This is a genomic window from Vibrio sp. 10N.247.311.14 (assembly GCF_041467715.1).
Taxonomy (GTDB): Bacteria; Pseudomonadota; Gammaproteobacteria; order Enterobacterales; family Vibrionaceae; genus Vibrio; species Vibrio crassostreae_C.
Window position 1 is genome coordinate 36,755 of sequence record NZ_JBFSVE010000024.1, and the last position, 24,202, is coordinate 60,956.

At 47.0% G+C, this 24,202-nt stretch carries 17 protein-coding genes; 13 read left to right on the forward strand and 4 right to left on the reverse strand.

All coding sequences use genetic code 11. The features are described 5' to 3' along the window. The first annotated feature begins 47 nt into the window (after window positions 1-47). The 3 genes from AB6F11_RS10920 (at window position 48) to AB6F11_RS10930 (ending at window position 3,722) form a co-directional block, all read left to right on the forward strand. Window positions 48-1,577, forward strand: coding sequence for an ABC transporter substrate-binding protein (locus AB6F11_RS10920; protein WP_104216224.1), 1,530 nt, complete (start codon window positions 48-50; stop codon window positions 1,575-1,577). A gap of 4 nt (window positions 1,578-1,581) precedes the next feature. Continuing rightward, the gene (locus tag AB6F11_RS10925; RefSeq protein WP_104216225.1) at window positions 1,582-3,327 is read left to right on the forward strand and encodes an ABC transporter permease subunit; all 1,746 of its coding nucleotides are present in this window, start codon (window positions 1,582-1,584) and stop codon (window positions 3,325-3,327) included. A 152-nt stretch (window positions 3,328-3,479) separates the two neighbouring features. Next, window positions 3,480-3,722, forward strand: coding sequence for a hypothetical protein (locus AB6F11_RS10930; RefSeq protein ID WP_017061558.1), 243 nt, complete (start codon window positions 3,480-3,482; stop codon window positions 3,720-3,722). 121 nt (window positions 3,723-3,843) lie between these two features. On the opposite strand, the gene AB6F11_RS10935 is transcribed toward AB6F11_RS10930, so the two are convergent. From AB6F11_RS10935 to AB6F11_RS10945, 3 genes are all read right to left on the reverse strand, one after another. After that, on the reverse strand, window positions 3,844-6,699 hold the full coding sequence (locus AB6F11_RS10935) for an FAD-binding and (Fe-S)-binding domain-containing protein (RefSeq protein ID WP_102393061.1): 2,856 nt from the start codon (window positions 6,697-6,699) through the stop codon (window positions 3,844-3,846). 159 nt (window positions 6,700-6,858) lie between these two features. Next, complete coding sequence (gene lldD / locus AB6F11_RS10940) at window positions 6,859-7,998, reverse strand: FMN-dependent L-lactate dehydrogenase LldD (protein ID WP_102320301.1); 1,140 nt, start codon at window positions 7,996-7,998, stop codon at window positions 6,859-6,861. Between the two features lie 201 nt (window positions 7,999-8,199). Beyond that, window positions 8,200-9,894, reverse strand: a complete 1,695-nt coding sequence (locus tag AB6F11_RS10945; protein WP_065583580.1) for an L-lactate permease — start codon at window positions 9,892-9,894, stop codon at window positions 8,200-8,202. A gap of 234 nt (window positions 9,895-10,128) precedes the next feature. Here AB6F11_RS10945 and AB6F11_RS10950 point away from each other — a divergent pair, with 234 nt between their 5' ends. Both AB6F11_RS10950 and AB6F11_RS10955 read left to right on the forward strand, forming a co-directional pair. Next, the gene (locus AB6F11_RS10950; protein ID WP_009846145.1) at window positions 10,129-11,046 is read left to right on the forward strand and encodes a LysR family transcriptional regulator; all 918 of its coding nucleotides are present in this window, start codon (window positions 10,129-10,131) and stop codon (window positions 11,044-11,046) included. 11 nt (window positions 11,047-11,057) lie between these two features. Further along, entirely contained in the window at window positions 11,058-13,118 is a 2,061-nt protein-coding gene (locus AB6F11_RS10955; RefSeq protein WP_102398453.1) for a prolyl oligopeptidase family protein, read from the forward strand. A 29-nt stretch (window positions 13,119-13,147) separates the two neighbouring features. Here AB6F11_RS10955 and AB6F11_RS10960 read toward each other — a convergent pair whose 3' ends face one another. After that, on the reverse strand, window positions 13,148-13,438 hold the full coding sequence (locus AB6F11_RS10960) for a hypothetical protein (RefSeq protein WP_102398452.1): 291 nt from the start codon (window positions 13,436-13,438) through the stop codon (window positions 13,148-13,150). Window positions 13,439-13,491: 53 nt separating this feature from the next. Here AB6F11_RS10960 and AB6F11_RS10965 point away from each other — a divergent pair, with 53 nt between their 5' ends. From AB6F11_RS10965 to AB6F11_RS11000, 8 genes are all read left to right on the forward strand, one after another. Then, window positions 13,492-14,832 (forward strand): carbohydrate porin, encoded by a 1,341-nt coding sequence (locus AB6F11_RS10965; protein ID WP_102398451.1) that lies wholly within the window; start codon window positions 13,492-13,494, stop codon window positions 14,830-14,832. A gap of 200 nt (window positions 14,833-15,032) precedes the next feature. Then, a complete protein-coding gene (locus AB6F11_RS10970; RefSeq protein ID WP_102398450.1) occupies window positions 15,033-17,051 on the forward strand; it encodes a methyl-accepting chemotaxis protein in 2,019 nt (672 codons plus the stop codon). A gap of 446 nt (window positions 17,052-17,497) precedes the next feature. Then, entirely contained in the window at window positions 17,498-18,505 is a 1,008-nt protein-coding gene (locus AB6F11_RS10975) for a LacI family DNA-binding transcriptional regulator (protein ID WP_012601182.1), read from the forward strand. 18 nt (window positions 18,506-18,523) lie between these two features. Then, window positions 18,524-19,771 carry an ABC transporter substrate-binding protein gene (locus AB6F11_RS10980; protein ID WP_009846151.1) on the forward strand — a complete coding sequence of 416 codons (1,248 nt, stop codon included), beginning with the start codon at window positions 18,524-18,526 and terminating at the stop codon, window positions 19,769-19,771. 66 nt (window positions 19,772-19,837) lie between these two features. Then, window positions 19,838-20,824: a carbohydrate ABC transporter permease gene (locus AB6F11_RS10985; RefSeq protein ID WP_102398449.1), complete on the forward strand. Its 987-nt coding sequence runs from the start codon at window positions 19,838-19,840 to the stop codon at window positions 20,822-20,824. Window positions 20,825-20,870: 46 nt separating this feature from the next. Beyond that, entirely contained in the window at window positions 20,871-21,719 is an 849-nt protein-coding gene (locus tag AB6F11_RS10990) for a carbohydrate ABC transporter permease (protein ID WP_017061568.1), read from the forward strand. 17 nt (window positions 21,720-21,736) lie between these two features. Continuing rightward, window positions 21,737-23,086 carry a GH1 family beta-glucosidase gene (locus AB6F11_RS10995; RefSeq protein WP_102398448.1) on the forward strand — a complete coding sequence of 450 codons (1,350 nt, stop codon included), beginning with the start codon at window positions 21,737-21,739 and terminating at the stop codon, window positions 23,084-23,086. Next, a complete protein-coding gene (locus tag AB6F11_RS11000; RefSeq protein WP_102398447.1) occupies window positions 23,086-24,177 on the forward strand; it encodes an ABC transporter ATP-binding protein in 1,092 nt (363 codons plus the stop codon). Before AB6F11_RS10995 ends, AB6F11_RS11000 begins: the two co-directional genes overlap by 1 nt. The last annotated feature ends 25 nt before the right edge of the window (window positions 24,178-24,202 follow it).

The window sequence follows — 24,202 nt, forward strand, 5'->3', positions numbered from 1 at the left end:
CACAACCTTATTTATTAAAAAAATACAGCTACAGAGAAAAAATAATTATGCGTTTTAATTCAATCAAACTGGCTTGCACGCTTGCGTTGGCTCTGCCTTTGACGGGCTGTTTTGACTCTCAACCAGGGTCTAGCGATGCCGCAGTAAAATCTGAAATTCGAGTTGCGATGATGCAACCACCAAGAACGGGTTTATCGCCACTTTCTGATGACGCTTTTAAGTTATCTCGTTGGAGCACAGCAGAAACTCTGGTTAACCTGAGCCCAACCTCAGAAGCAGAACCTATGCTAGCAACGGATTGGAAACATCTTGATCCTCTGACTTGGCAGTTCACGATTCGCCAAGGCGTTAAATTCCATGACGGTTCGACATTAACGGCAAACTCTGTAGTGAACTCTCTACAAAAAGCGCTTGAAGCAGCACCTAAGCCGCGCATCCTAGATGGAGTAGAGCTAGAAGTGAAAGCGATGGACAACTACCGTGTAGAGATTAAAACCAGCTTTGATGACCCTCTTCTACCAAGCCGTTTATCAAGCCCTCAATTAGCGATCCTAGCAGCAAGTGCTTATCAAGAAGATGGTCGTGTTAGTCCAATTGGCGCAGGTACTGGCCCGTTTGAGCTGACTGAAATCAACGGCACAACCAGCGCGAAACTGAAACGTTTTGACGGCTACTGGGGCGAAAAAGCGCAAGTAGAATCTGTAATTGCAGAATACGTTCCTAATGGTTTTGCTCGTGCTGCAGCACTGAGAACCGGCACGGCTGACGTCGTTGAAGCGGTACCCGTTTCACAAATCGCGACCATTGCTCCGAACCTACTTTACGAAGTGGCAATGCCTCGTACTAATACGCTTTACCTGAACAACAAGTCAGGCGTATTTAGCGATATTGAACTGCGTAAGGTAGCGGCAGCTGCAGTAGACCGTGAGCAGATCGTGAATACTGTTTATGAAAACCACGCGGATATCGCGCAAGGCCTATTAGGTCCTGCACTTGCTTGGGCTGAACCAATTCGACCTGAAGGTCAGGCAGTTGACAAAACGCTAAAAGCGAACGGCGAAAGCATTGTTATTGGTACCTTTACCGACCGTGCAGAGCTTCCAGAAGTGGCAGCGCTACTGAAGCAACAACTTGAAGCGGCTGGTTTCAAGGTTGAGCTGGATATTCGTGAATATGCTCAGATCGAGAACGATGCGCTATCTGGTAAGTTTGACGCGTTTATCCTTTCTCGTGCAACGGTTCTAGATTCGGGTGACCCAGTGGCTTACATGATGAGCGACTTTGGTTGTAAGGGTTCATTCAACCTTGGCCAGTTCTGTTCTCAAGAGGTAGATAAAGCACTGAATCACGCTGACCTACAACCGCTAGGTGCGCTGCGTCACCAAGCGATCATCGAAGCTGAACAAAAAATCCTTAACGATTTCGCGGCTATCCCGCTGCTTCACGAACGTGTGATTCAAGGTGAAAGTGAGCGTGTAAGCAATGTCGTTCGTGACCCAAGTGAACGTCGCTTGGTTGACCAAACTACACAGGTCAAAAAAGCGACACAAGTTAACCCGGCAACACAGGCTAACTAAATAAATGTTATCTGCTGAGACTCTGCGTCGAACTCTATTTATCTTGACGCCTTGGCTATCAAGAATCGCCTCACTGATTGTGGTGGTGATTCTTGTTGGTTTGATGCCTGACATTGCAGGCATCGATCCAAGCCAATCTATTCTGCGGGCTAGGGCGGGGCAACAACACCTGCTTACGCCTGAAGCTTTAGCGGCGGTACGCGCTGATCTTCAGCTTGACCGTTCAGCCATTGAGCGCCTGCTCGACTGGGTAGGAAGTGCTTTTTCAGGTGATCTAGGTGAATCATGGATTGATGGTTCCTCGGTTGCATTAAGCATTCAAAAAACAGCATCTACGTCTCTGTTCTTGATGTCTAGCGCACTTGTGATGACTTTCGTACTGTGCGGTGCAGGTTTACTGGCTACCTTGCGAAGTTGGAAGAAGGGCAAACTAGGGCAGAGTTACAGCAGTTTAAGCACCGTATTAATATCGTTACCAGAGTATGTGGTGGCCTCGGTATTAATATTGGTGTTCTCTATCTGGTTAGGTTGGCTACCACCGTATGGTTGGCAAGGTTGGCAAGGTTGGCAAGATATCTGGCTACCGAGTTTAGCGCTCGCACTGCCTGCAAGTGGCTTGTTTAGTCGTCTACTCAAAGACAGTTTACAACGCGTTCTCAATGAACCTTGGGTGATCACTTGGCTCAGTGCCAACGTTCATTCCAATCAAATTATTCGCTTTGCGCTGAAAAGAGCGCTGAGCAGTCTGATCCCGCAAATCGCGATGATCGTGATTGGCTTAACTGGTGGCGCAGTCGCGGTTGAGCTTATCTTCTCGATCCCTGGTATCGGGCGCATGATTCTTGGTGCAGCCAAGGCGCAAGACTTACCAACGCTGCAAGGCGGCTTATTGGTGTTGCTGCTATTTTCAATTGCCGTGAGCAGCATGAGCTTGTTTGTTCAGCAATTGATTCTTGGCCACAGCCTGAAAAGCGGCAAGCTCATCAGTAGCCACTCTTCGTTTCGTTTTACCCAGAACCGCGCAAAGCGTGTCACTGCTTTTGCGATCTTCTGTTTCATAATTGCTATCGTTGTATGGGCTGCATTCCGAGACCCATACACTAGCCAATTCGCACGCTTGGCATCACCGAGTTGGCAAGCACCTTTGGGCGCAGATGGCATTGGTCGAGACCTACTGGCGAGAATTGGTTCTGGTATGATTGCGACCTTCCAAGCCGGCATATTGGCAACGTTCTTGAGCTTGGTGACGGGCATCATCATGGGTTTCAACACCCGCTTTAGCCAAGGCCTTATCGAGATCACTAAGGGTATCCCATACATCATTGCAGGCTTGCTTGTTGCAGGCTTAACGGGGATGAATCCGAACAGCGCATTAATCGCGATTGTATTGGTGTCGTGGGCGCCGCTAGCTGCACACTGCTCAAGCTTGATCGTAGAAGCCAAGGCTCAACCTTATACACACCTCGCGCCACTATGGGGCACCAGTAAGCTTAGAATCTTCCGTTTCTACTTGCTTCCGTATGTGTTGCCAACGTTGTTAAGACACGCGATGTTGAGGCTACCGGTTATCACTCTAAGTCTGACCTCGCTGAGCTTCATCGGATTAGGGGCAAAGCCACCAACACCTGAATGGGGTTTGATGATCGCAGAGAACCTTCCATACATTGAGCGCGCGCCATTAGCAGTCATGGGGCCAATTGTTGGGCTGATCTTGTTGGGTGCAGCCATTAACATGATGTTTGATGACTAACGTAAAGATCCGGTCGCTGAGGTTTCTAAATTGACGATCCGATTGGGTATTCGATTTAGCATTTATGTTGTAACCTTAGCCCTGCTTTTTAGAGACGCTTTTTGATCGGCTCGAAAGTTAAACAGGCCCTAGTTAAGTGTAAAGGATTCAACATGTATCTCGTTTTGTATTGCCACAATATTGGTATGACCGACTTTTCTTTCTTTGAGACGGAAGATTTCGATAAGGAAGATGGCTATATCGTGCGAGGCAAATGGCCGAACGAGAAAGCGTTCCGTGATTACTTAACCAAAGAGTTTGGTGACATGAACGAGTTCCAAGTGATCGACTTAATCGCCAAAGGCGCAGAAGCAGAACACTACTCGCCAGAAGAGTTGGTGCGCTTAGCTCAGTAGCCGCTAGCTCAGCAATATCTAGCTCGGTAATACGTTTTAAATCGAATAAACAAATGGCAGCCTGATTGGGCTGCCATTTTTCGTTTTAAGCTAGAGCACGTTGCTCGCAGTATGAGTGGATCTACTGCGCCACTTCGTCCACCAAGTACAAGATTGATTGATACGGAATGCCACTGTGGTGTGATAAACCGATCTCACAGGTTCGGCTGTTACTAAAGCCACGAGTGCAGTTGCTCGGCACTTGTTCTTTGAGTGGGTGTACCGCCGCTTCATTCAGCTCTGGAGTGGTAAAACCTTTATCGCCCGCCCAACCACAGCATTGAATATGCTCAGGAACAATCACCTCTTCGGTACAGGCTTTAGCAAGGCTCAACATCGCGCCTTCTAAGCCCATTCGACGAGAACTACAAGTCACATGCAGCATCACGGTTTCTTGCAGCGGCTCAAGTATCAGGTGCTCAAGCAGGTATTGATTCACAAACCCTGTTGGCTCTAATACCTCTAACGGCTTGGTGAACTGTTCAATACTGCGTTTAGCACATGGGCTGGTATCCATTAAGACTGGGTATTCACCTTGACGACTGGCTTGCCACAACACTTCTTCGAGCTGTTGCGCTTTAGATTGGGCTAAATCGGTCATCCCTTTGCTGTCGTAAGGCATACCACAACATTGGTCATCTAATTTCTTCGGCAGAATCACTTCGAATCCTGCCTTATTGAGCAAAGACATAGTCACTTCAGTCAGAGGACGTTGGTCGCCCGCATCGCTTTGTTGTCCCATGGTGCGACTTGCACAGGAAGGGAGGTAAACCACCTTCTTATGATTGCTTGAGTTTTCTGCCGTCACTGGTGATGAGACTAGCGTGTGACTATTGGATTGCGGCATCTCAGGCATCCAAACCGGCGTCGCGCCTTTGGTGATAGAGCGCAAGCCGTTAGTTAGCTTGCCGACAGTATTTGCGCCTAATACTTTGCTCGCTACTTGGTTGGTTTTGAGGCCAGCCTTGGTGAGTTTTGTAGTGGTCGAGAAATGATCCGCTGTCCACTTAGCGATTGGCGTAAATTTCTCGTACTTGGCAATACGAAGCTTTTTAATTAAATCACCGGTGTTGATTCCCACTGGACAACGTTCGGCACACAGGCCGGTTGCGGCGCAGGTATCAATGCCTTGGTATTCGAAGGTTTTCTCTAGTTCACTGGCTTCTATCTCTTCACCCGCAGCTCGGCGGCGTTGTAACTCGCGGTACAGCACGATACGTTGGCGTGGCGATAGAGTTAAGGTACGAGACGGACAAACAGGCTCACAGAAGCCACACTCGATACAGCGGTCGACAAGGTCATCGGCAGCAGGCATTGGCTTCAGGTCTGTGATGTGGGAGTTTGGATTGTCGTTGATGATAACGCCGGGGTTAAGCAGCCTTTCTGGGTCAAACAGCGCTTTGATCTGTTGCATCAAGGCATAGCCATCTTTGCCCCATTCCAATTCCACATAAGGTGCCATGTTTCGGCCCGTGCCGTGTTCCGCTTTCAGTGAACCTTGATACTTCACTGCAACTAGCTCGGCAACGTCATCCATGAAACCGCCGTAACGGTCGATCTCTTCTTGGCTGTCGAAGCCTTGGGTAAACACAAAATGAAGGTTGCCTTCGAGTGCATGGCCGAAAATGATCGCTTCGCTGTAGTCGTATTTATCGAACAACTCTTGCAGCTCTCGAATACCGTTAGCCAGGTTTTCAACAGGGAAAGCCACGTCTTCGATGATAACGGTTGTGCCAACTTCACGAACGGCCCCAACTGCTGGGAACATGCCTTTTCGAATGCCCCACAGGGTTGCAACAGTCTTTGGATCGGACGTAAAAGGGACCGATTCAACAATCGTGTAATCAGCCAATGCATCCAAAATTGATTTACATTGTAAATCTAAGTCCTGCTGGGAGCTGGCGTGTGATTCCACCAAAATAGCCGCCGCTTCTAAATCTAGGTTTGGCATAAACGCAGGCATACCCGGTTTATCCGCGACAGAACGTAGCGCCCTGCCGTCCATTAACTCAACGGCTGCAACCGGAGTTTTGGATAATGTAGTTACGGCTTTACTTGCTTGCTCGATGTCGGCAAACACCAATAGCGCTGAAGCTTTGTTCGGGTGTTCAATCACCGTGTTGTAAGTGATCTCGGCTATGAAGCCTAGTGTGCCTTCTGAGCCAATCATCAGGTGTTTTATGATCTCAATTGGGTCGTGGTAATCGACCAATGCATTGAGCGCGTAGCCGGTGGTGTTTTTAAGACGGTACTTGTGGCGGATTCTGTCTGCCAGTTCTTGATTTGAGCTAGTCTGTCTGTGTAAATCAATAATGCCTTCAAACAACGTTTTGTGTGATTGCTTGAAAGCTTCAACGCTGGCGTTATCTGCCGTATCAAGCAGGGAACCATCACTCAATACGATTTTCATGCTCTCGACGGTGCGATAGGAGTTTTGCGCAGTACCACAACACATACCGCTGGCGTTGTTCGCGGCAATACCGCCAATTTTACAGGTGTTGATAGAGGCTGGGTCTGGGCCGATTTTACGTTGGAAAGGGGCGAGGTATTTGTTAGCATCAGCACCAATCACACCCGGTTGAAGGATAATCTGATTGCCGTTGTCGACGATTTCATGGCCACGCCAGTCGTCGGTCAGAGTAATAAGTACCGAGTCTGAAACGGCTTGGCCTGAAAGGCTGGTACCCGCAGCGCGAAAGGTAAAATGAATGCCCAGTTCGCGACAGCTTTGAATAGTGAATATCACTTCATCTAAGTTTTTCAGCCTTAGAACCATTTTCGGTACCAAGCGATAGAAACTCGCATCGGTGCCGTAAGCCAAGCGCTTTGCCTCTTGTGTGACAACGCGTTCTGTTTCTATTCTTTGAGCCAGTACCGCTTCAAGCTGCTTATAAGCTTGTGGATCTACTACTCGCTCATGGGATGTGTTTGTCTCCATCTTTGCTTCCTTGTGCTTCTTATTTGGCACTGATTTGCTTTTTTGTTTTTTTATTTTATTTTCCAGTGCTTAAACGGTGTCACAACGGCAGTGGAATTGCTGTGACACCGATTGAACTTCGGTCTAAGTAGACCAAAGCATTACAGTGAATCAACGGACTTAATCTAGCCCCACCAAAGATTCACGGGTTAAGTCTTTGATTGTCTTGGCGCCAGTTAGAGTCATCGCAACGCGCATCTCTTTGTCGTACAGGTCGAGTAGGTTCTCAACGCCTGCTTGTCCTTGAGCCGCTAACGCGTAGACGAATGAGCGGCCAAGTAAGGTGCAATCTGCGCCCATCGCCATCATGCGCACTACATCTAAGCCAGTACGAATGCCAGAGTCGACCAGAATTTTGGTGTCGCCTTTAACTGCATCAGCAATCGAAGGCAGCGCTTTGGCACTTGATAGAACGCCGTCAAGCTGGCGGCCGCCGTGGTTTGAAACCACAATGCCGTCTGCGCCAAATCTCACCGCATCCTTTGCATCTTCTTCATCAAGAATGCCCTTGATGACCATTGGACCGTCCCAGAAATCACGAATCCACTCTAGATCTTTCCATGAAATCGACGGGTCGAAGTTATCACCTAACCAACCGATGTAGTCTTCCAGCTTGGTAGGAGAACCACGATAAGTAGAGATGTTGCCTAGGTCGTGTGGTTTACCCAGTAAGCCGACATCAACTGCCCAGCTAGGATGACGCATAGATTGGAATACGCGGCGTACTGCTGCATTTGGACCACTCATTCCTGAGTGCATGTCACGGTAGCGAGCGCCGGGTACGGGCATATCCACGGTGAAGACCAGTGTTGTGACGCCAGCGGCTTTAGCGCGTTCAAGAACGTTCTTCATGAAGCCACGGTCTTTTAACACGTAAAGTTGGAACCACATTGGGCGTTCAATCTTAGGTGCAACTTCTTCAATCGGACATACCGACACGGTCGACATGGTAAAAGGGATGCCTTTGTTGTCGGCGGCTTTTGCTGCTTGTACTTCACCGCGTCTTGCGTACATACCCGTTAAACCAACAGGCGCCAGTGCGATTGGCATCGCTAGCTTCTCGCCAAATAGTTCGGTTTCCAAATTTAGGTCCGACATGTCGTTGAGTACGCGTTGTTTTAGCGCAATCTCAGCTAGGTCAGCCGTGTTGCGACGTAGGGTATGTTCTCCGTAAGAGCCACCATCAATGTAGTGGAAAAGAAACGGTGGTAATTTCGCTTTTGCTGCGGCGCGGTAATCAGTCGATGCGGATATGATCATAATTTCAGTCCTAAATTCTTGGGATGTTGCTCTTCTTTGAGAGCTTGGTTTGGGCTGCTTTAATTCGGGAAAATGGCGTTAATACCCATGGGTGTTGATGTGCTCTAGTATCCATCCCGGAACTCATCAACTGTCTTATTAGACGGTGTCGCTGTCGGGGAATTGAGTATTAACGCCAAGTGCTTTTGAACGACTTATGGTTTACATAAGTGCGTCGGTCATTTTGAATCCGTAGATAACCACTAGGCCGATGATGCCTGTCATCACCAAGTAGTAGAACGTTGGAATGATTGTCTTACGTAGGGTTGCACCTTCGCGTCCTAGCAAGCCAACAGTTGCTGATGCCGCTACCACGTTGTGAATCGCAATCATGTTACCTGCTGCTGCACCAACGGCTTGTAGAGCAACAACCACCGCACTAGAGATAGTCAGAGTCTGCGCTACTTCGAATTGGAACTGGCTGAACATCATGTTTGAAACTGTGTTCGAACCTGCAATGAAGGCACCTAACGCACCAACCGTTGCACTCAATGCTGGGAATGCGCTACCAACGAGGTCAGCTGCGAAGTTTGCCGTGGTTACGGGCATACTTGCTAAATCTGCGCCGTTCACACCAGAGTTAATGAAGATACGAACCATTGGGATGGTGAACACCAACACAAAGCCTGCGCCAATCAGAGTCTTGCTCGATTCACCGAAGGCTTTAGCCAGTGGCGTTGCGCTGCGAGATTGCATGAGAACAGCAACCAGCGCGACGAAGACCAAGATACCGCCCGGTAGATACAGAGGCTGAATCGCAGTGCTCACACCGGTTTCACCAAGGATGTTGCTGAACGATAGGCTAACGCTCTTCAGTAGGCCTTTGAATTCAGGGCTCACGCGGCTCGCAACCAAGGTCACCGCTAGCAGCACGTATGGTGCCCATGCCATCGCCATGCTCATCTTCTTATGGCCTTGATTGTTGTCGTCAAGGTCGATTTTCAGAGAACCTAGCCATTCTGCAGGCCACTTGTCTTCGCTCTCAAAATCCCATTTTGATTTAGGTACTAGGAAGCCGCGTTTTGCTGCTGTTACAACAATCGCAAGGCCAACCAAACCACCAATCAGTGATGGGAACTCAGCACCTAGGAAAACACCCGTTAGTGCGTAAGGAATGGTGAAAGCGGCACCTGCGAACAGTGCGAATGGCAGGATATCAAGACCTTCAGTCCAGCTTTTGTTCTTACCGAAGAAGCGAGTCAGCATCATCGCCATCAATACAGGAATCATCACACCAACGCAGGCGTGGATGATCGCAACACTTGATGTGATCTGTTGTAGGTAAGCATCCCATGTTGAACCATTGGCAATCAGGCTTTCACCGATGTTGTGCGTATCCAAACCTTTGTTTACGCCAACAATGATAGGTGTACCAACCGCGCCAAACGATACCGGCGTAGATTGAATCATCATGCCCATCAGTACCGCAGCTAATGCTGGGAAGCCGATTGCAACGAGTAAGGGAGCGGCGATTGCAGCGGGTGTGCCGAAGCCAGATGCGCCCTCAATGAATGAACCGAAACACCAAGCAATGATGATTGCTTGAACACGACGGTCAGCGGATATATCAGTGAATCCGTTGCGGATGGTGGTGATAGCTCCGGTGTGTTTCAAAGTGTTTAATAAGAAGATGGCGCCGAACACAATCCAGAGAACCGACACTGTAATGCCGAAGCCTTGGAATACAGAAGCCAGCACGCGAGTGCCAGACATGTCCCAAGCAAGTAGGGCGATAGCAACGGTTAAGGCAAATGCCACAGGCATCGCTTTTTTTGCAGGCCAGTTAAGGCCAACCAGCAGAATCGCTGCAACAACTATTGGTGAAAATGCCAATAGGGCTAGTAGAGTTTCACTCATGGGTACTTCCTCGTACTGTTTTCAAACGTTCATGTTTGAAGTAAAGATCACGTTATGGTTTGTCATTATTTGAATCGCTTTGGCCTCTAAACGGGAACCTTCTTTAGGCGAATCTTGTAATTGGAATGACTGTTTTTGTAATTGTTTTGTTAATTTGGCGTGAATTTACCCCTTTATTTTTTATTGATATAGGGAAATAATGAAAATAATTAATTCCAAAATTGGCATAATCAGATGCGAGCAGACGATTTGATCCTGTTTTCACAGGTGGTAGAACTAGGCAGCTTCAGTAAGGTGGCAGAGCAAAATAACCTTACAAATTCGGTAGTTAGTAAGAGAATTGCGCGTTTAGAGGAAGAGATTGGCGTGCAATTATTATATCGAACCACGCGTAAATTGACCTTGACTGAGGCGGGCAAGGCAATGTTACACGGGGCCAAAAATGTGAAGCAGGCAGCTCAAGAGGCTATGGACGCAGTTTCAGGCTTTGGTGAAAATGTTAGTGGTCATATCAAAATGTCAGTGCCTACTATCTCCGGAGATTTGATTCTGGCAGACGCTGTTGCCGAGTTTTGTAATATGCACCCAGGTTTAACGGTCGATATGTCTCTGAATAATCGCTTTGTCGACTTGGTTGAGGATGGTCTCGATTTGGTGATTCGAACCGGCTACTTGGAAGATTCAAGCCTCATTGCTCGTCATATATTGGATTCACAATGGGTGGTGTGCGCTTCGCCGTCTTATATTGCTAAGAACGGTAAGCCGATGCAGCCCAAGGATTTGGTTGAGCACAATTGCTTGCAATACGCTTATCAAACGACAGGCGCTAGTGAGTGGCAGTTCTTACACAGTAAGGATGGCTGTACCGACAACGACAAATACATCGTGCGCGTCTCTGGCTCTTTCTCTACCGATAACGCGACGGCATTACGAAAAGCCGCTTTGGGCGGTCATGGTGTGGCGTACGTGCCACGTTGTCTGGTGTATCACGATATTCGTAACGGCCAGCTGGTGGATATCTTCCCTGATTTAGTCGGTAAAAAGCTGGGAATTTATGCGGTGTACCCTTTTACTCGCCAGCCACCAAACAAGATTAAGTTATTGATTGAACATATCAGAACGCGCTACTTGACGATTTCTCACTATTTTTAATAAGGATCACGATGAGCTATTTAAAAGAGTATCCATATCCAATCACCAATAAACAGATCGTCAGCGATGACTACTTTGGTCAGATAATCGAAGACTCATATCGTTGGCTAGAAGACGACAGAAGTGACGAGACCGCGAAGTGGGTGGCGAGTCAAAACGCAATCACGTTTGATTACCTCGCTCAAATCCCGTATCGCGCAGAACTGCGAGAGCGATTAGCGAAAGCGCAAGACTACAAAAAGAGCTCACAGCCGTTTGTGCGAGGTGATTACACCTATTTCTATAAGAATGATGGACTGCAGAATCACAGTATTCTTTATCGTCAGAAAGAAGGTCAGTCGATTGAAGTATTCCTAGATCCGAATACCTTCTCGGAAGACGGCACCACACCTCTAGGCTCGGTGTCGTTTTCTAAAGACTACAGCTTAGTGGCGTACAGCATTTCTGAAGGTGGTAGCGACTGGCGCAAGATCTTCGTGATTGATACCGAGACTAAACAGCAGCTTGAAGCCGAAATCACTGACGCCAAATTTACTGGTATTTCTTGGTTGGGTAATCGCGGCTTTTATTACTCTAGTTACGACAAGCCAGACGGCAGTGAACTCTCTGCTCGTACTGAGCAACACAAGCTGTACTTCCATGAGTTGGGTACAGAGCAAGCTAGCGACAAAGTTATCTTTGGTGAGAACAACGCTGAGCAGCACCGCTATGTATCAGGCTATACCACCGAAGACGACCGTTACTTGATCATTCTAGGGCGAGAGTCGACATCGGGTAATAGACTGTTCTATATCGATTTAAACTCACCAGAACAACAGCTGAACACGCTGATTGATCATGTGGATAGCGACATTTATCTCATCGATAACCAAGATGAGACCTTCATTCTATATACGAATCTTGATGCGCCTAATGGCAAGGTGGTGAGCTTTGGTACTCGCGATGGGAAATGGCTCGAAATCATCCCTGAAAAGCCACAGCCATTGGATATCAGCACGGGTGGTGGCCACTTGTTTGCTCACTACATGGTGGATGTGGTGTCTAAGATTGAGCAGTTGGATTACCAAGGTAACCTAGTTCGTGAAATTCATTTGCCTGGGCTGGGAACGGCCAGTGGCTTAGGTGGAAAAAACGAGCAAACTCAGCTTTATTACACCTTTACCAACTATGTAACGCCGCCAACGATTTTCTCTTTCGATGTCGAATCAGGCAATTCTGAAATCTACCAACGCTCTGAGTCTCCGTTTGAGTCGGATCAATTTGAGTCTAAACAAGTCTTCTATACCTCGAAGGATGGCACCAAGGTTCCGATGCTTATCTCTTATAAGAAGGGATTAGTGTTAGATGGCAATAATCCAACCATGTTGTACGCCTATGGTGGCTTTAACGTTAGCCTAACGCCTTCTTTCTCGGGCACGGTTGGCAGTTGGCTAGAACTGGGTGGCGTATATGCGGTGCCGAACCTGCGTGGCGGTGGTGAGTATGGTAAGGCGTGGCACAAAGCGGGAACTCAGCAGAAAAAGCAGAATGTCTTTGACGACTTCATTGCTGCTGCCGAGTTCTTAATTGAAGAAAACTACACCAGTAGCGATAAGTTGGCGATTCGCGGCGGTTCTAACGGAGGCTTGCTGGTAGGAGCTTGTATGACACAAAAGCCTGAGCTGTTCCAAGTGGCTCTGCCTGCTGTTGGGGTGTTGGACATGTTGCGTTACCACACATTCACGTCTGGCGAAGGGTGGGCGTACGACTATGGCACATCCGCGCAGAACAGAGAGATGTTCGAATATCTGCTTGGCTATTCTCCGGTTCATAATGTGGTGCGTGGCACGGATTATCCAGCAACATTGGTGACGACCGCTGATCACGATGACCGCGTAGTACCGGCTCACTCTTATAAGTTCATCTCAGAGCTGCAAGATAAGCATGAAGGTAGTGCGCCCGTGATGATTCGTATTGACGTAAATGCAGGGCATGGTGCTGGAATGCCATTGAGTAAAGCGATCGATCTCACTGCAGATATCTACGCATTTACCTTGTTCAATATGGGGATTGAGTCCCTAGATTCACTTTAGCGAATACTTGATTTTAGATAACTGGGTATTTAACTCAGACCAAAAAGCCTCAAAATCTGCCTTAGATTTTGAGGCTTTTCATATATATGAAAATCAATCAAGTTCACACCTCGTTCTCTTTGCTTTTCGACACCCTTTTCCGTGATAGCCGCCACCATTACTGATGAAATGAAAGCGATTTCAAGCTGATATTTTACGCATTTTTCACTATAACCTGTTGATCTAAAGTCAGTAGTTTTAGTCATGGATTTTCTAAAAGTTTCATGGCATTTAAGCTGATTTATCAGTGTGAACAGCGACCAACTTTTCAACTCTTTCATTGCTTAATATTTCCCTGTTCGATGAAAACTCAAAAAAATAATAGGGAATTACAATGCAAAAATTTAAGCTTTTGCCAATAACAGTCGCAGTGGCGGCCTCGCTTGCTTCACTCTCTTCTTTTGCTGCTGATACTGATATCGAAGCATTAGAAAAACGAATTCAAGAGTTAGAATCTAGGGTTGTGGATATTGATTATGTTAATGATCAACAACCCGCAGTTTTAACAGCAGAAACTAAGGTGCCAGATGGCATCGTCTTCTCTGGTTATGCTCGTTACGGCGCTCACTACAAGAGCGGTGATGAGCGTTACGTAGACATCGGTACAACAGGTCGTTCTGTCGGTCGTTTGGGTAACGAAGCTAATGGTGGTGAAGTTCAGCTAGCTAAGCTTTTCCAAGCTGACAATGGTGCGATTTGGGACATCGTATTCATGGCTGACCACTGGGAAGCAGACGCTTGGGCTGACGACGGCGGCCTGAGTATGAAAAAAATGTACGCAGGTGTAACTAACGTATTTGAAAGCCAACCAGAACTTTATATGTGGGCTGGTCGCGACTTCCATCAACGTCCGCAACAAGGTTTGAACGATTACTTCTGGATGACACACGATGGTCAAGGCGCTGGCTTTAACAACCTAGATTTCGGCGGCGCTAAGCTAGATATGGGCTTTGTTGGCCAAGTGAAAGGCGGCCTCGTAAATGACAATGGCCGATACGCCGTGACAGCGAAGCTACACAGTATTGACGCAGGTATTGGTAATCTGGATTTTTACGCGAACTACGGTTTTGCATCGAGCGAAGCGGATACGTCTACGACGACTGAGTACGTATACGATCCAGTGACAGATTCAATGCAGCCTGTCGTGACTCAAGGACAAAAAGTCAGTGATGAAACGGCCTACCTAGTAGGTGCAACATTAGGCTTGGGTGAGTCTAACAAGTTGGTTGTTAAGTACGGTGACGGTGCTGATTCATCGGTATATGACCTTAAAGGTGATTACCAGACTTTTTATGCAAGTGTTGAGGGTAGCTACGCTGCATCTGAACAGTTCATCATTGATTACTTAGTGTCTTACAAAGACAACTCTGGCTCAGACTTAGATCGTGAGAATACTGAATACGCGGGTATCGTTCGTCCACAGTACCAATGGGATGATGTTCACTCTACATGGTTAGAAGCTGGCTACGGCATGGTTGATTACGATGATGACGGTGAAGAGAACGCGTGGAAAGTCACTTTGTCTCAAAACGTATCTTTAGGTGGCTTACCTTGGAGCCGTCCAATGCTTCGTTTCTACACAACCGTGGGTGATGTAGAAACCAAAGGCAACACAGTGAAGACAACGAATGTTGACACATTGTCGTTCGGCGCAATGTTTGAAGCTTGGTGGTAATCACCGATATAGAAAGAGCGGCTCTTTGAATTCGGCATATTTTCAAAGAGCCATGCTTTCGAATATCCATGCTTTTCAATAGTACGTAAATACTGTCCATTTTAGCCCTAAAGGCAGATTGATTAGGGCACGTTTCAATTAACTCCATTCTTGGGCACATTTTTGTGCCCTTTTTTTCGCCACTAGTTCAGGGATTTACTATGAGACTTTCTTCCATCGTGTCTCGAGTTTATTTAGGTTTCTTCGTACTGATTGTGATCATGCTGGGTTCTGCATGGTTAAGCATCAGTAGCAATAAAGACATCACCACTCGAATCGAAAACATCACCCAGCAAGCTACGCCATTAATACTTCAATCTTCAACGTTAACCATCCGATTTCTGGACATTAATCGCAGCACCACACCCTACTTATCCGCTAACTATATTGATGAACTTGAGCCACTGAAACAAACCGTCTTAAACAACATCGAGCTATATCAGCAGCAATTGAACTGGTTCGAAGGTAAGGGCGTAGCTGGTTCACAAATGGAAGCCATGCTTAACAACATCACTCAAACAGGTTTGTTGACTATCGATAAGATAGAGCAGGTATTAGAGCTTTATGTTGAGTATTTGGATAGCAAAGATCTCGGTTCGATGGGACAAGCGCAATTTCAATCTGTGGTTGGACAGCTCAATAATACTTTGGTGAATCAACTCGCGAGTGCAGATTCAGAGCAGACACAAAAGGCAGTCGAAGCTTTGTTGGTGCAATTGAGTTTGATTGCCGCGGAAGCCAACGAAGCGTTTTCACTGCAAACATCTTCGGAGGTTCGTGGGGTAGAGCGTCGCCTACAAAGTCGCAAAGAGCGATTCGAACAAGCGGTCGCAGGTTTAGATAATCTGGATTCATCTTTGCTGCGCCGCAGTAAACAGTCTTTATCGTTGCTCGCTTCACACGCGTTTTCAGCCAGTGGCTCAGTCGCTACCCATAAAGAAACCGTCAAACTCGATGAGTCTATCTCCCTTCAAAAGCAGGAAATTGAACAGCTAATCGATCAACAGTTAAGTCACTTTGATGAGCTTTCAATGTACGCTGAAGACACCGCGACACGCCTGTATCACGAATCGATGGACTCTTCACAGCAAGCCCTTGTGATGCAGGGTTTTATTGCACTTGCTTCCGTGCTTATTGCTCTGTTGATCGGGTTGAATATTGCCAAAGGTATCCGTAAACCAAGCAAGCTGCTACAAAGTGCACTCGACCAAGTTGCCAATAAAGACTTGAGCGCGATGGTGCAGTATCAAGCCAATAATGAGTTCGGCTCAGTGAGCGACAAGGTCAACTTAGTGATCAGTCACCTGACTCAAATGATTGAGAACATGCGCCAATCGTCAACGCGCCTAAAAGAAGCATCTTTGGAGAACCAAAGCACTAGCCGTTCATTGAGCGAGGCGATGCAAGACCAAACCAATCAGACCGTGATGGTGGCAACGGCCATGGAGCAAATCGAGTGCTCAGTGACCGAAATAACTCAAGCCGCTAATCAAACGTTAACCTTGGTGACCGAAGCGGTGTCGAGTTCCAATCATGGCCAACAGACGATGGACAAAAGCGTCGAGTTGATGGGCAGTTTAGAGCGTAAGTTAGCAGAATCAACAGCGACCATTGGCCAGCTTGAAAGCGAAAGCGCCAGTATTGGCTCTATTTTGGATGTAATATCTGGTATCTCTGAACAAACCAATTTGTTGGCATTGAATGCCGCCATTGAAGCGGCGCGAGCAGGAGAACAAGGGCGCGGTTTCTCTGTGGTGGCTGATGAAGTTCGCGTGTTAGCGGCCAAAACCAATGCTTCTACGCAAGAGATACACAACAAGATCGAGCAGTTGCAAACTAGCTCTAAACTGGCGGTTGAACAGATCAATCAGTGCATGGTGGGTATGGTTCAATGTGTTGAGCAAACGGGCGAAGTGAATCACTCGATATCGACGGTGTCTGATCTTCTGAACGAAGTAGAGCAAAGAAGCCATCAAATTGCGACCGCGACGACAGAGCATCAAGTCGTTGCCTCTCAAGTCACTCAAAATATCAGTCAGATACACACCTTGGCTGAAGATAACTCGCAACGTTCTCAAGTGCTTTTTTCCCACGGTCAACAGCTTGAAACTATGTCGCAACAGCAATTCTCATTAACTCAAGAGTTTAAGTTAGCGGAATCATCTAATCACAAAGATTAGAGCCAGCTAATTTCTTCTATGATTTCACGCCCAGCCTTCCGCTGGGCGTTTTCGTATCTGGTTTTTCTGATGAAAAGGCTTTGAGCTAAAATTACCGTGAAATGTTCTCATACAATTTCGAAAGGCCATTGAAATAACAAGGTCACTTTCCCCGTGTATATTGCCGTCAGCTGCGGATTCATCATCAAATGACGTTTTCAAAAAATGGATTTAGGCGGGCTTGTTTGATCTGACGAACAAGTAACCGAGCGCCATCTTGATAATATGAACAATAATTTCATGAAACAGTTTCATGGCGTGAAGTGAATCTGTAAGCGCTTTCAAGATTTCCAAATCCAGCCTTTTTACCTCCAAGTTTAGTGTGATGACACTCACTTCAACCAAGACGCCTTTCTTTAATAATCGTTTTGTAAGCGGTTACAAGCTAATGAAGTATCGAGGTTCGAGTGGCAACAATTAAACACGTATCAGAGCATGCAGGTGTGTCTCAAGCGACAGTGTCTAGAGTGATTAACGGCACCAGTAGAGTGAGCCACGACAAGAAGTTAAAGGTTGAAAAGGCGATCAAAGAGCTGGGTTATCGCCCGAACTCTATCGCTCAGGCTTTGGCTTCAAGTCGTACCGGAAGTGTGGGTGTTGTTGTTCCAGAACTGGGCGGATCTTTCTATTCAGGCATCTTGCATTGCATAGAGGAAAACCTACGCCGCTTCGGTTACCACGCAGTGGTTACAGCGGGTTCGAACACCGAACAAGGGCAGCGCGAGTCGGTGGAGTTTCTGTTGGGGCGTCGTGTCGATGCTTTGATTCTTCATACTCAACTGCTCAGTGATGACTATTTAATTGAATTGGAAGAACAGGGGACCCCTGTGGTTTTAATTAACCGCTTCATCCCAGAAATGGCGATGAGTTGCATTGATATTGATAACGAAGTCGGGGGGCTACTCGCTACTCAATATCTTTTGCAAAAGGGACATACAGATATCGCGTGTATTACCGGGCCTTTAGATAAAGCAGATGCTAGGGGGCGTTTGCAGGGGTATCGAAAGGCCTTGGAAGAAGCGGGTGTGCCATACGATGAAGCCTTAGTCTCGGAAGCGGGCTTTACTGAAGAGACGGGCATCAGTGCTATGAAGAAGCTGATGAATCGTAAGTGTCATTTCACCGCAGTATTTGCTTCGAATGATCACATGGCATTTGGCGCCTTTGAGGTGCTGCATCAAGAGGGGCTGTCAGTTCCGAAAGATGTATCACTGGTGGGCTTCGATAACACCATCTTCGCGCGCTATCTGACCCCTAGTTTGACCACCATTAATTTCCCCATTGAAGAGATGAGCATTGAAGCTGTGCAGCTCACTCTGCAAAAGCTAAAGAAAATAAAACATGACGTGAACTTTAAATTGCTGCCGACGTTGGTCACTAGAAACTCGGTATCGGATTTACCAGTTACCCTATAAAAATATTAAGGATAGAACATGAAATTTAAGACCTTAGCGCTTTCATGCGCGGTTGCTTTAGGATTAGGTACAACAGCTGCAAATGCAGCAGACAAAGAAATTCGTTTCGACGGTTTCCCTGATTTCGATAGCAGCCTGAAGGTATTACTGCCTGATTTCGAAAAGGAAACGGGTATCAAAGTTGATTACCTTATGAACAACCACGGTGACCACCACACGAAACTGACAACGAACCTTGCAACGGGTTCTGGTGCGGGTGATGTGATTGTTGTGGACGTTGAGAAAATTGGTCCATTCGTGGGTTCTGGCGGCCTAGTTAACTTGTCTGAAAACTACGGTGCAGATAAGTACGAAGAACGATTCGCACCTTACGCATGGGCACAGGGCAAAGGCGCTGATGGCGATATGTACGGAATCCCTGTCGACCTTGGTCCTGGCGTTATGTACTACCGCACTGACGTATTCGAAAAAGCAGGCATTAATGTAGAAGACGCAATCAAAGATTGGGACTCATACATCGCTGCTGGTGAAAAACTGAAAGAGCAAAACGTACAACTTATCGCTTCGGCAGCCGACGTGGCACAAGCGATTATCTTTACGACGGTTCCTGAAGGTGAAGGTCTGTACTTCGATAAAGATGGCAACCCAGTCGTGACATCAGAGCGTTTTGTTCACGCTTTTGAAGTAGCAAAAGAGATTCGCGACAAAGGCTTAGACGGTCGCATTCTGGCTTGGTCTAACGAATGGTACGAAGGCTTCCGCAACGGCACATTTGCAACTCAACTTTCTGGCGCTTGGCTTCTTGGTCACCTAAACAACTGGATTGCTCCTGAAACTAAAGGTAAGTGGGCAGTAGAAAACCTACCTGATGGTATCTACGGCAGCTGGGGCGGTTCATTCCTATCTATCCCAACTCAATCAGAAAACCCAGATGAAGCTTGGGCGCTTATTGAATACATGACGACGGATCGTGAAGTACAGCTTAAACACTTCGAAACGATTGCTGCTTTCCCAGCGAACATCACCACGTATGACGATGAGCTTTTCCAAGAAGAGATGGAATTCCTAGGCGGACAAAAAGCCCGTCTACTGTTTGCTGAAGTGGCACAGAACATCAAACCAGTATCTCCAGCACAAGGCGACCACGTTGCACGTTCTATTATCTTAGAGAACGCTTTGATGGAAGTACTTGATGAAGGCAAAGACATCAAGACAGCGCTTAAAGAGGCTGAGCGTCTAATCAAGCGTCGCACGCGTAATCTTTAATTTGTTTTTACTTTAAGTAAGTGAGGAAGCGTGGATAACGCGCTTCCTTTTTAAGAGGTCGTTACTATGAATCATACAGCGAGCACAACGATAGAACCTGCGGACAAAAGCCTTTTTTCTCGTCTAAATTTGAAAGCGCTTACACCGTATGGATTTCTTCTGCCGTTTCTGATCATTTTTTCTGTATTTGGGATCTTCCCGCTGTTGTTCTCTGTTTACCTGTCGTTCCACGAGTGGAACCCAGTAAGAGGCATGGATGCGATGGAGTTCGTTGGTTTTGAGAACTATCACATTGCTTTAACGGACCCATGGCTATGGCGTTCATTGAAGAACACGCTTTGGCTAGCAATCACTTCAGGCGTGGCTCAGCACTTAGTCGCTATTCCAGTGGCTTACATGTTGGTTTCAATGGGTGACCGTATGCGTCACTGGCTAACATCGGCGTACTTTCTACCGTTCATTACATCAACGGTCGCAGCGTCACTGATTTTCTTCAATATGTACTCTCCTAACTCAGGAATTATTAACCAAACGCTGATGGCTCTGGCCGATAGCACGCTGTTTGGTTGGGCATTCGCTTGGGTTAACGATTTCCAACCCATCCGTTGGTTAGACGATGCCACTATGGTGAAGCCGTCTATCGCGATCATGGTTTTCTGGAAATACACCGGTTTTAACATCGTCCTTTACACCACAGGTTTAATGACGATTCCTAAAGACATTTTAGAAGCTGCACGTATGGATGGTGCGAATGCCTTCCGCCGCTTCTGGAACATCTCACTACCAATGATTCGTCCATTCATCTTCTTTGCAATCACCATGACCATCATCGGTAACCTGCAAATGTTTGAAGAACCGTTCGTTCTAACGCGTGGTACAGGTGGTACGGGTCAATCTGGTTTAACTATCTCTATGTACCTCTACAAAGTGGGTTGGGAATGGTTAGAAATGGGCACAGCGTCAGCAATTTCATGGCTTCTGTTTGCACTGATCGCGTCTTGTACTTTGGTTCAATTTTTATTCTTCGGTAAGAAAGGCTTAGGGGAACATTAAGATGTCGACATCAATTAAGACAAATACCTCACCATTAAGTGGCCTAATGCCAAGCGAACGCACCATGTACATCATGACTAAGATCTTGATGGTCATGCTCGGCATATTACTGATTGTTTCCGCAATCATTACGGTGTTCCCATTTGTGTGGTCAGCACTGCTTTCAACACGTGACCGTTCGGAGATCTTCGGCTCGGGCATCAGCTTTGCGATTGGCGACAGCCTGATGGTGAACTACGCAAAACTGCTGGAAATCATGCCGTTTTGGAAAGCGATGTTTAACTCGATTTACGTGGCTTTCTTAGGCACCACAATCTCGCTGCTGTTTTGTAGCATGGGTGGCTACGCATTTGCTGTGTTTAAGTTCCGCGGAAAGAACGTGTTGTTCGGCATGCTGGTTGGCTCAATGGCGATTCCGCCTGTGCTTAGCCTGATCCCTTACTTCATGATCGTGAAATTCTTAGGCTTGTTGGATAACCACATGGCGGTATGGCTACCGTTCACCACCACACCATTTGGTATCTTCTTGATGCGTCAGCACGTGATTGCATCGATTCCTAAAGAGCTATTAGAAGCAGCGAAGTTAGATGGCGCAGGTGAGTTCAGAACGTACTGGAGTGTGGTATTGCCACTGATGAAGCCTGCACTCGCAACATTGGCTATCGTTCAGTTCGTTTTCTTCTGGAACATGTTTATGCAGCCTCTTGTGGTGCTGAACAACCCTGACAATTACGTCATCACACAAGCACTACGAAGTGTTCAAGGTATTCCGAATACGCCATGGGGCGCGGTAATGCTAGGTACCACAATTTCTATTTTACCACTTGTGATTACATACCTGTTCGCATCGAAACAGATGATCAGTGGTTTAACGTCCGGCGCAGTTAAAGGTTAGGTTTAAGGGTTATAACAATGAATAAATTTCAACTTCCAAGTGATTCAAAGTTACGCAGTAAGGAATTTGTATTCGGTGTCGCGACATCTTCATACCAAATTGAAGGCGGCGTTGAAGAGGGCGGTCGTACACCGTCTATCTGGGACACGTTTTGTAAGAAGCCGGGTAAGGTAGATAACGGCGACAATGGTGACGTGGCGTGTGATCACTACCATCTGTGGCAACAAGACATCGAGATGATTCAAGGCTTAGGCGTTGACGCTTACCGCCTATCAATTGCATGGCCACGTATCCTGCCGCAAGACGGTGTGGTGAATCAGCAAGGTTTAGAGTTTTATGAGCAGATCATCGATGAGTGTCATGCTCGTGGGATGAAGGTTTACGTAACGCTTTATCACTGGGATCTGCCGCAATACCTTGAAGACAAAGGTGGTTGGCTGAACCGTGAAACGTCTTACAAGTTTGCAGAATACGCAGAAGTGGTGAGTAACTACTTTGGTGACAAGATTGATGTTTACACAACATTGAACGAACCGTTTGTGTCTGCGTTCTTGGGCTACCGTTGGGGCGAGCATGCGCCAGGCATCAAGGGTGAGAAAGAGGGCTACCTAGCGTCTCACCACTTAATGCTGGCACACGGTTTGGCAATGCCGATTCTTCGTAAGAACGCGCCTCATGCTAAGCATGGTGTGGTATTTAACGCGACTCCGGCTTACCCACTGACACCGCAAGATCAAGGCGCTGCAGACTACTGTGAAGCAGAGAACTACCACTGGTTCATCGACCCTGTACTGAAAGGTGAATACCCACAGCTAGTTGTCGAGCGCCAAGCGATGAACATGCCGATGATTCTAGAAGGCGATCTAGACATCATCAGTGCACCAGTTGATTACATCGGTATCAATTACTACACACGCAATGTCGCTCGCTTCAACGAGAACGGCGACATTGAATCAGTAAAACAGACTGACGCTGAACACACTTACATCGGCTGGGAGATCAACCCACAAGGTTTAACCGACTTATTGGTAAGACTGGATGCTCGTTACGAAAATATGCCGCCTATCTACATTACAGAGAATGGTGCAGCAGGTAACGACGAGCGTGTTAACGGACAAGTGATGGATGACCAACGTGTTCGTTACTTCCAAGGCCACATCGAAGCGGTGCACAACGCAGTTGAAGCGGGTGTGAAAGTCGATGGCTACTTTGCGTGGAGTCTGATGGATAACTTTGAGTGGGCATTCGGCTACTGCCAACGCTTTGGCATCGTCCATGTTGATTACACCACCCAAGAAAGAACACTGAAACAGAGCGCAATTGCGTACCGAAATATGCTTCTAGAGCGCGCTGAGGAGAACAGATAATGGCTAAAGTAGAATTTAAGAACATCAAAAAATCATTCGATGACGTTGAAGTTGTAAAAGAGTTTGATTTTACGGTTGAAGACGGTGAATTCGTGGTTTTCCTTGGCCCATCTGGCTGTGGTAAATCGACTACGCTACGTATGCTTGCTGGCCTTGAAAGCATCAGCTCTGGCGACATTGTGGTTGGCGGTAAGTTGATGAATAAAGTCGATGCGAAAGACCGTGACTTGGCGATGGTATTCCAAAGCTACGCTCTGTACCCACACATGACCGTTTACGAGAACATCGCGTTTGCACTAAAACTGAAAGGCATGCCGAAAGCTGAAATCGACGTAGAAGTTTTAAAAGCGGCGAAAATGCTAGAGCTTGATCCACTACTTAGTCGTAAGCCGAAAGAGCTTTCTGGTGGTCAACGTCAGCGTGTAGCAATGGGCCGTGCGATGGTTCGTACACCTAAAGTGTTCTTGTTTGATGAGCCGTTATCTAACCTAGACGCAAAGCTGCGTGGTGTGATGCGTGAAGAGATCAAACACCTACACCGTGAACTTAAAACCACCACGATCTACGTAACACACGATCAGATCGAAGCGATGACATTGGCGGATCGCATCGTGATCCTGAAAGACGGTTATGTGGCTCAAGTGGGTACACCAACAGAGGTTTTCCAACGCCCTGCTAACAAGTTTGTCGCGCAATTCATTGGTAACCCTTCAATGAACATGTTGGAAGCCAAGCTGATTGAAAAAGAAGGCGAATACTTTGTTGAACTTGGCGATGTTCATATCCCACTGCCAGATCGCTTTAAGTCTTTGGCCTCTAAAAACCTAGCGCTTCACTTTGGTGTTCGTCCAACAGATATCCACCTTCGTGCTGAGCAAGTCGACCACGATCGCGTACTGCCATTCCCTGTGAAAATTAAAGACAAGGAACTACTTGGCGCGAGCATTCTTCTGAAAACAGAAATTGGTGGTCAACCGCTGATGGTTGAAACCCAAGCCGCTGAAGTGGATGTGAAAGAGCTGACACTTTACTTGGACTTGGATGCTTTCCACCTGTTTGACGCACTGAGTGAGAACTCGCTAGCGAGCTAGTCAATTACAAGCTAGCCAGTCAATT

Excerpts from the sequence above, each read along its gene's own strand:
- AB6F11_RS10945 (WP_065583580.1), bottom strand. The coding sequence starts at position 9,894 with ATGAGTGAAACTCTACTAGCCCTATTGGCATTTTCACCAATAGTTGTT.
- AB6F11_RS10980 (WP_009846151.1), top strand. The coding sequence starts at position 18,524 with ATGAAATTTAAGACCTTAGCGCTTTCATGCGCGGTTGCTTTAGGATTA.
- AB6F11_RS10995 (WP_102398448.1), top strand. The coding sequence starts at position 21,737 with ATGAATAAATTTCAACTTCCAAGTGATTCAAAGTTACGCAGTAAGGAA.
- AB6F11_RS10950 (WP_009846145.1), top strand. The coding sequence starts at position 10,129 with ATGCGAGCAGACGATTTGATCCTGTTTTCACAGGTGGTAGAACTAGGC.
- AB6F11_RS10970 (WP_102398450.1), top strand. The coding sequence starts at position 15,033 with ATGAGACTTTCTTCCATCGTGTCTCGAGTTTATTTAGGTTTCTTCGTA.
- AB6F11_RS10930 (WP_017061558.1), top strand. The coding sequence starts at position 3,480 with ATGTATCTCGTTTTGTATTGCCACAATATTGGTATGACCGACTTTTCT.
- AB6F11_RS10990 (WP_017061568.1), top strand. The coding sequence starts at position 20,871 with ATGCCAAGCGAACGCACCATGTACATCATGACTAAGATCTTGATGGTC.
- lldD (WP_102320301.1), bottom strand. The coding sequence starts at position 7,998 with ATGATCATATCCGCATCGACTGATTACCGCGCCGCAGCAAAAGCGAAA.
- AB6F11_RS10925 (WP_104216225.1), top strand. The coding sequence starts at position 1,582 with ATGTTATCTGCTGAGACTCTGCGTCGAACTCTATTTATCTTGACGCCT.
- AB6F11_RS10920 (WP_104216224.1), top strand. The coding sequence starts at position 48 with ATGCGTTTTAATTCAATCAAACTGGCTTGCACGCTTGCGTTGGCTCTG.
- AB6F11_RS10960 (WP_102398452.1), bottom strand. The coding sequence starts at position 13,438 with ATGAAAGAGTTGAAAAGTTGGTCGCTGTTCACACTGATAAATCAGCTT.
- AB6F11_RS10965 (WP_102398451.1), top strand. The coding sequence starts at position 13,492 with ATGCAAAAATTTAAGCTTTTGCCAATAACAGTCGCAGTGGCGGCCTCG.
- AB6F11_RS10985 (WP_102398449.1), top strand. The coding sequence starts at position 19,838 with ATGAATCATACAGCGAGCACAACGATAGAACCTGCGGACAAAAGCCTT.
- AB6F11_RS10935 (WP_102393061.1), bottom strand. The coding sequence starts at position 6,699 with ATGGAGACAAACACATCCCATGAGCGAGTAGTAGATCCACAAGCTTAT.
- AB6F11_RS11000 (WP_102398447.1), top strand. The coding sequence starts at position 23,086 with ATGGCTAAAGTAGAATTTAAGAACATCAAAAAATCATTCGATGACGTT.
- AB6F11_RS10955 (WP_102398453.1), top strand. The coding sequence starts at position 11,058 with ATGAGCTATTTAAAAGAGTATCCATATCCAATCACCAATAAACAGATC.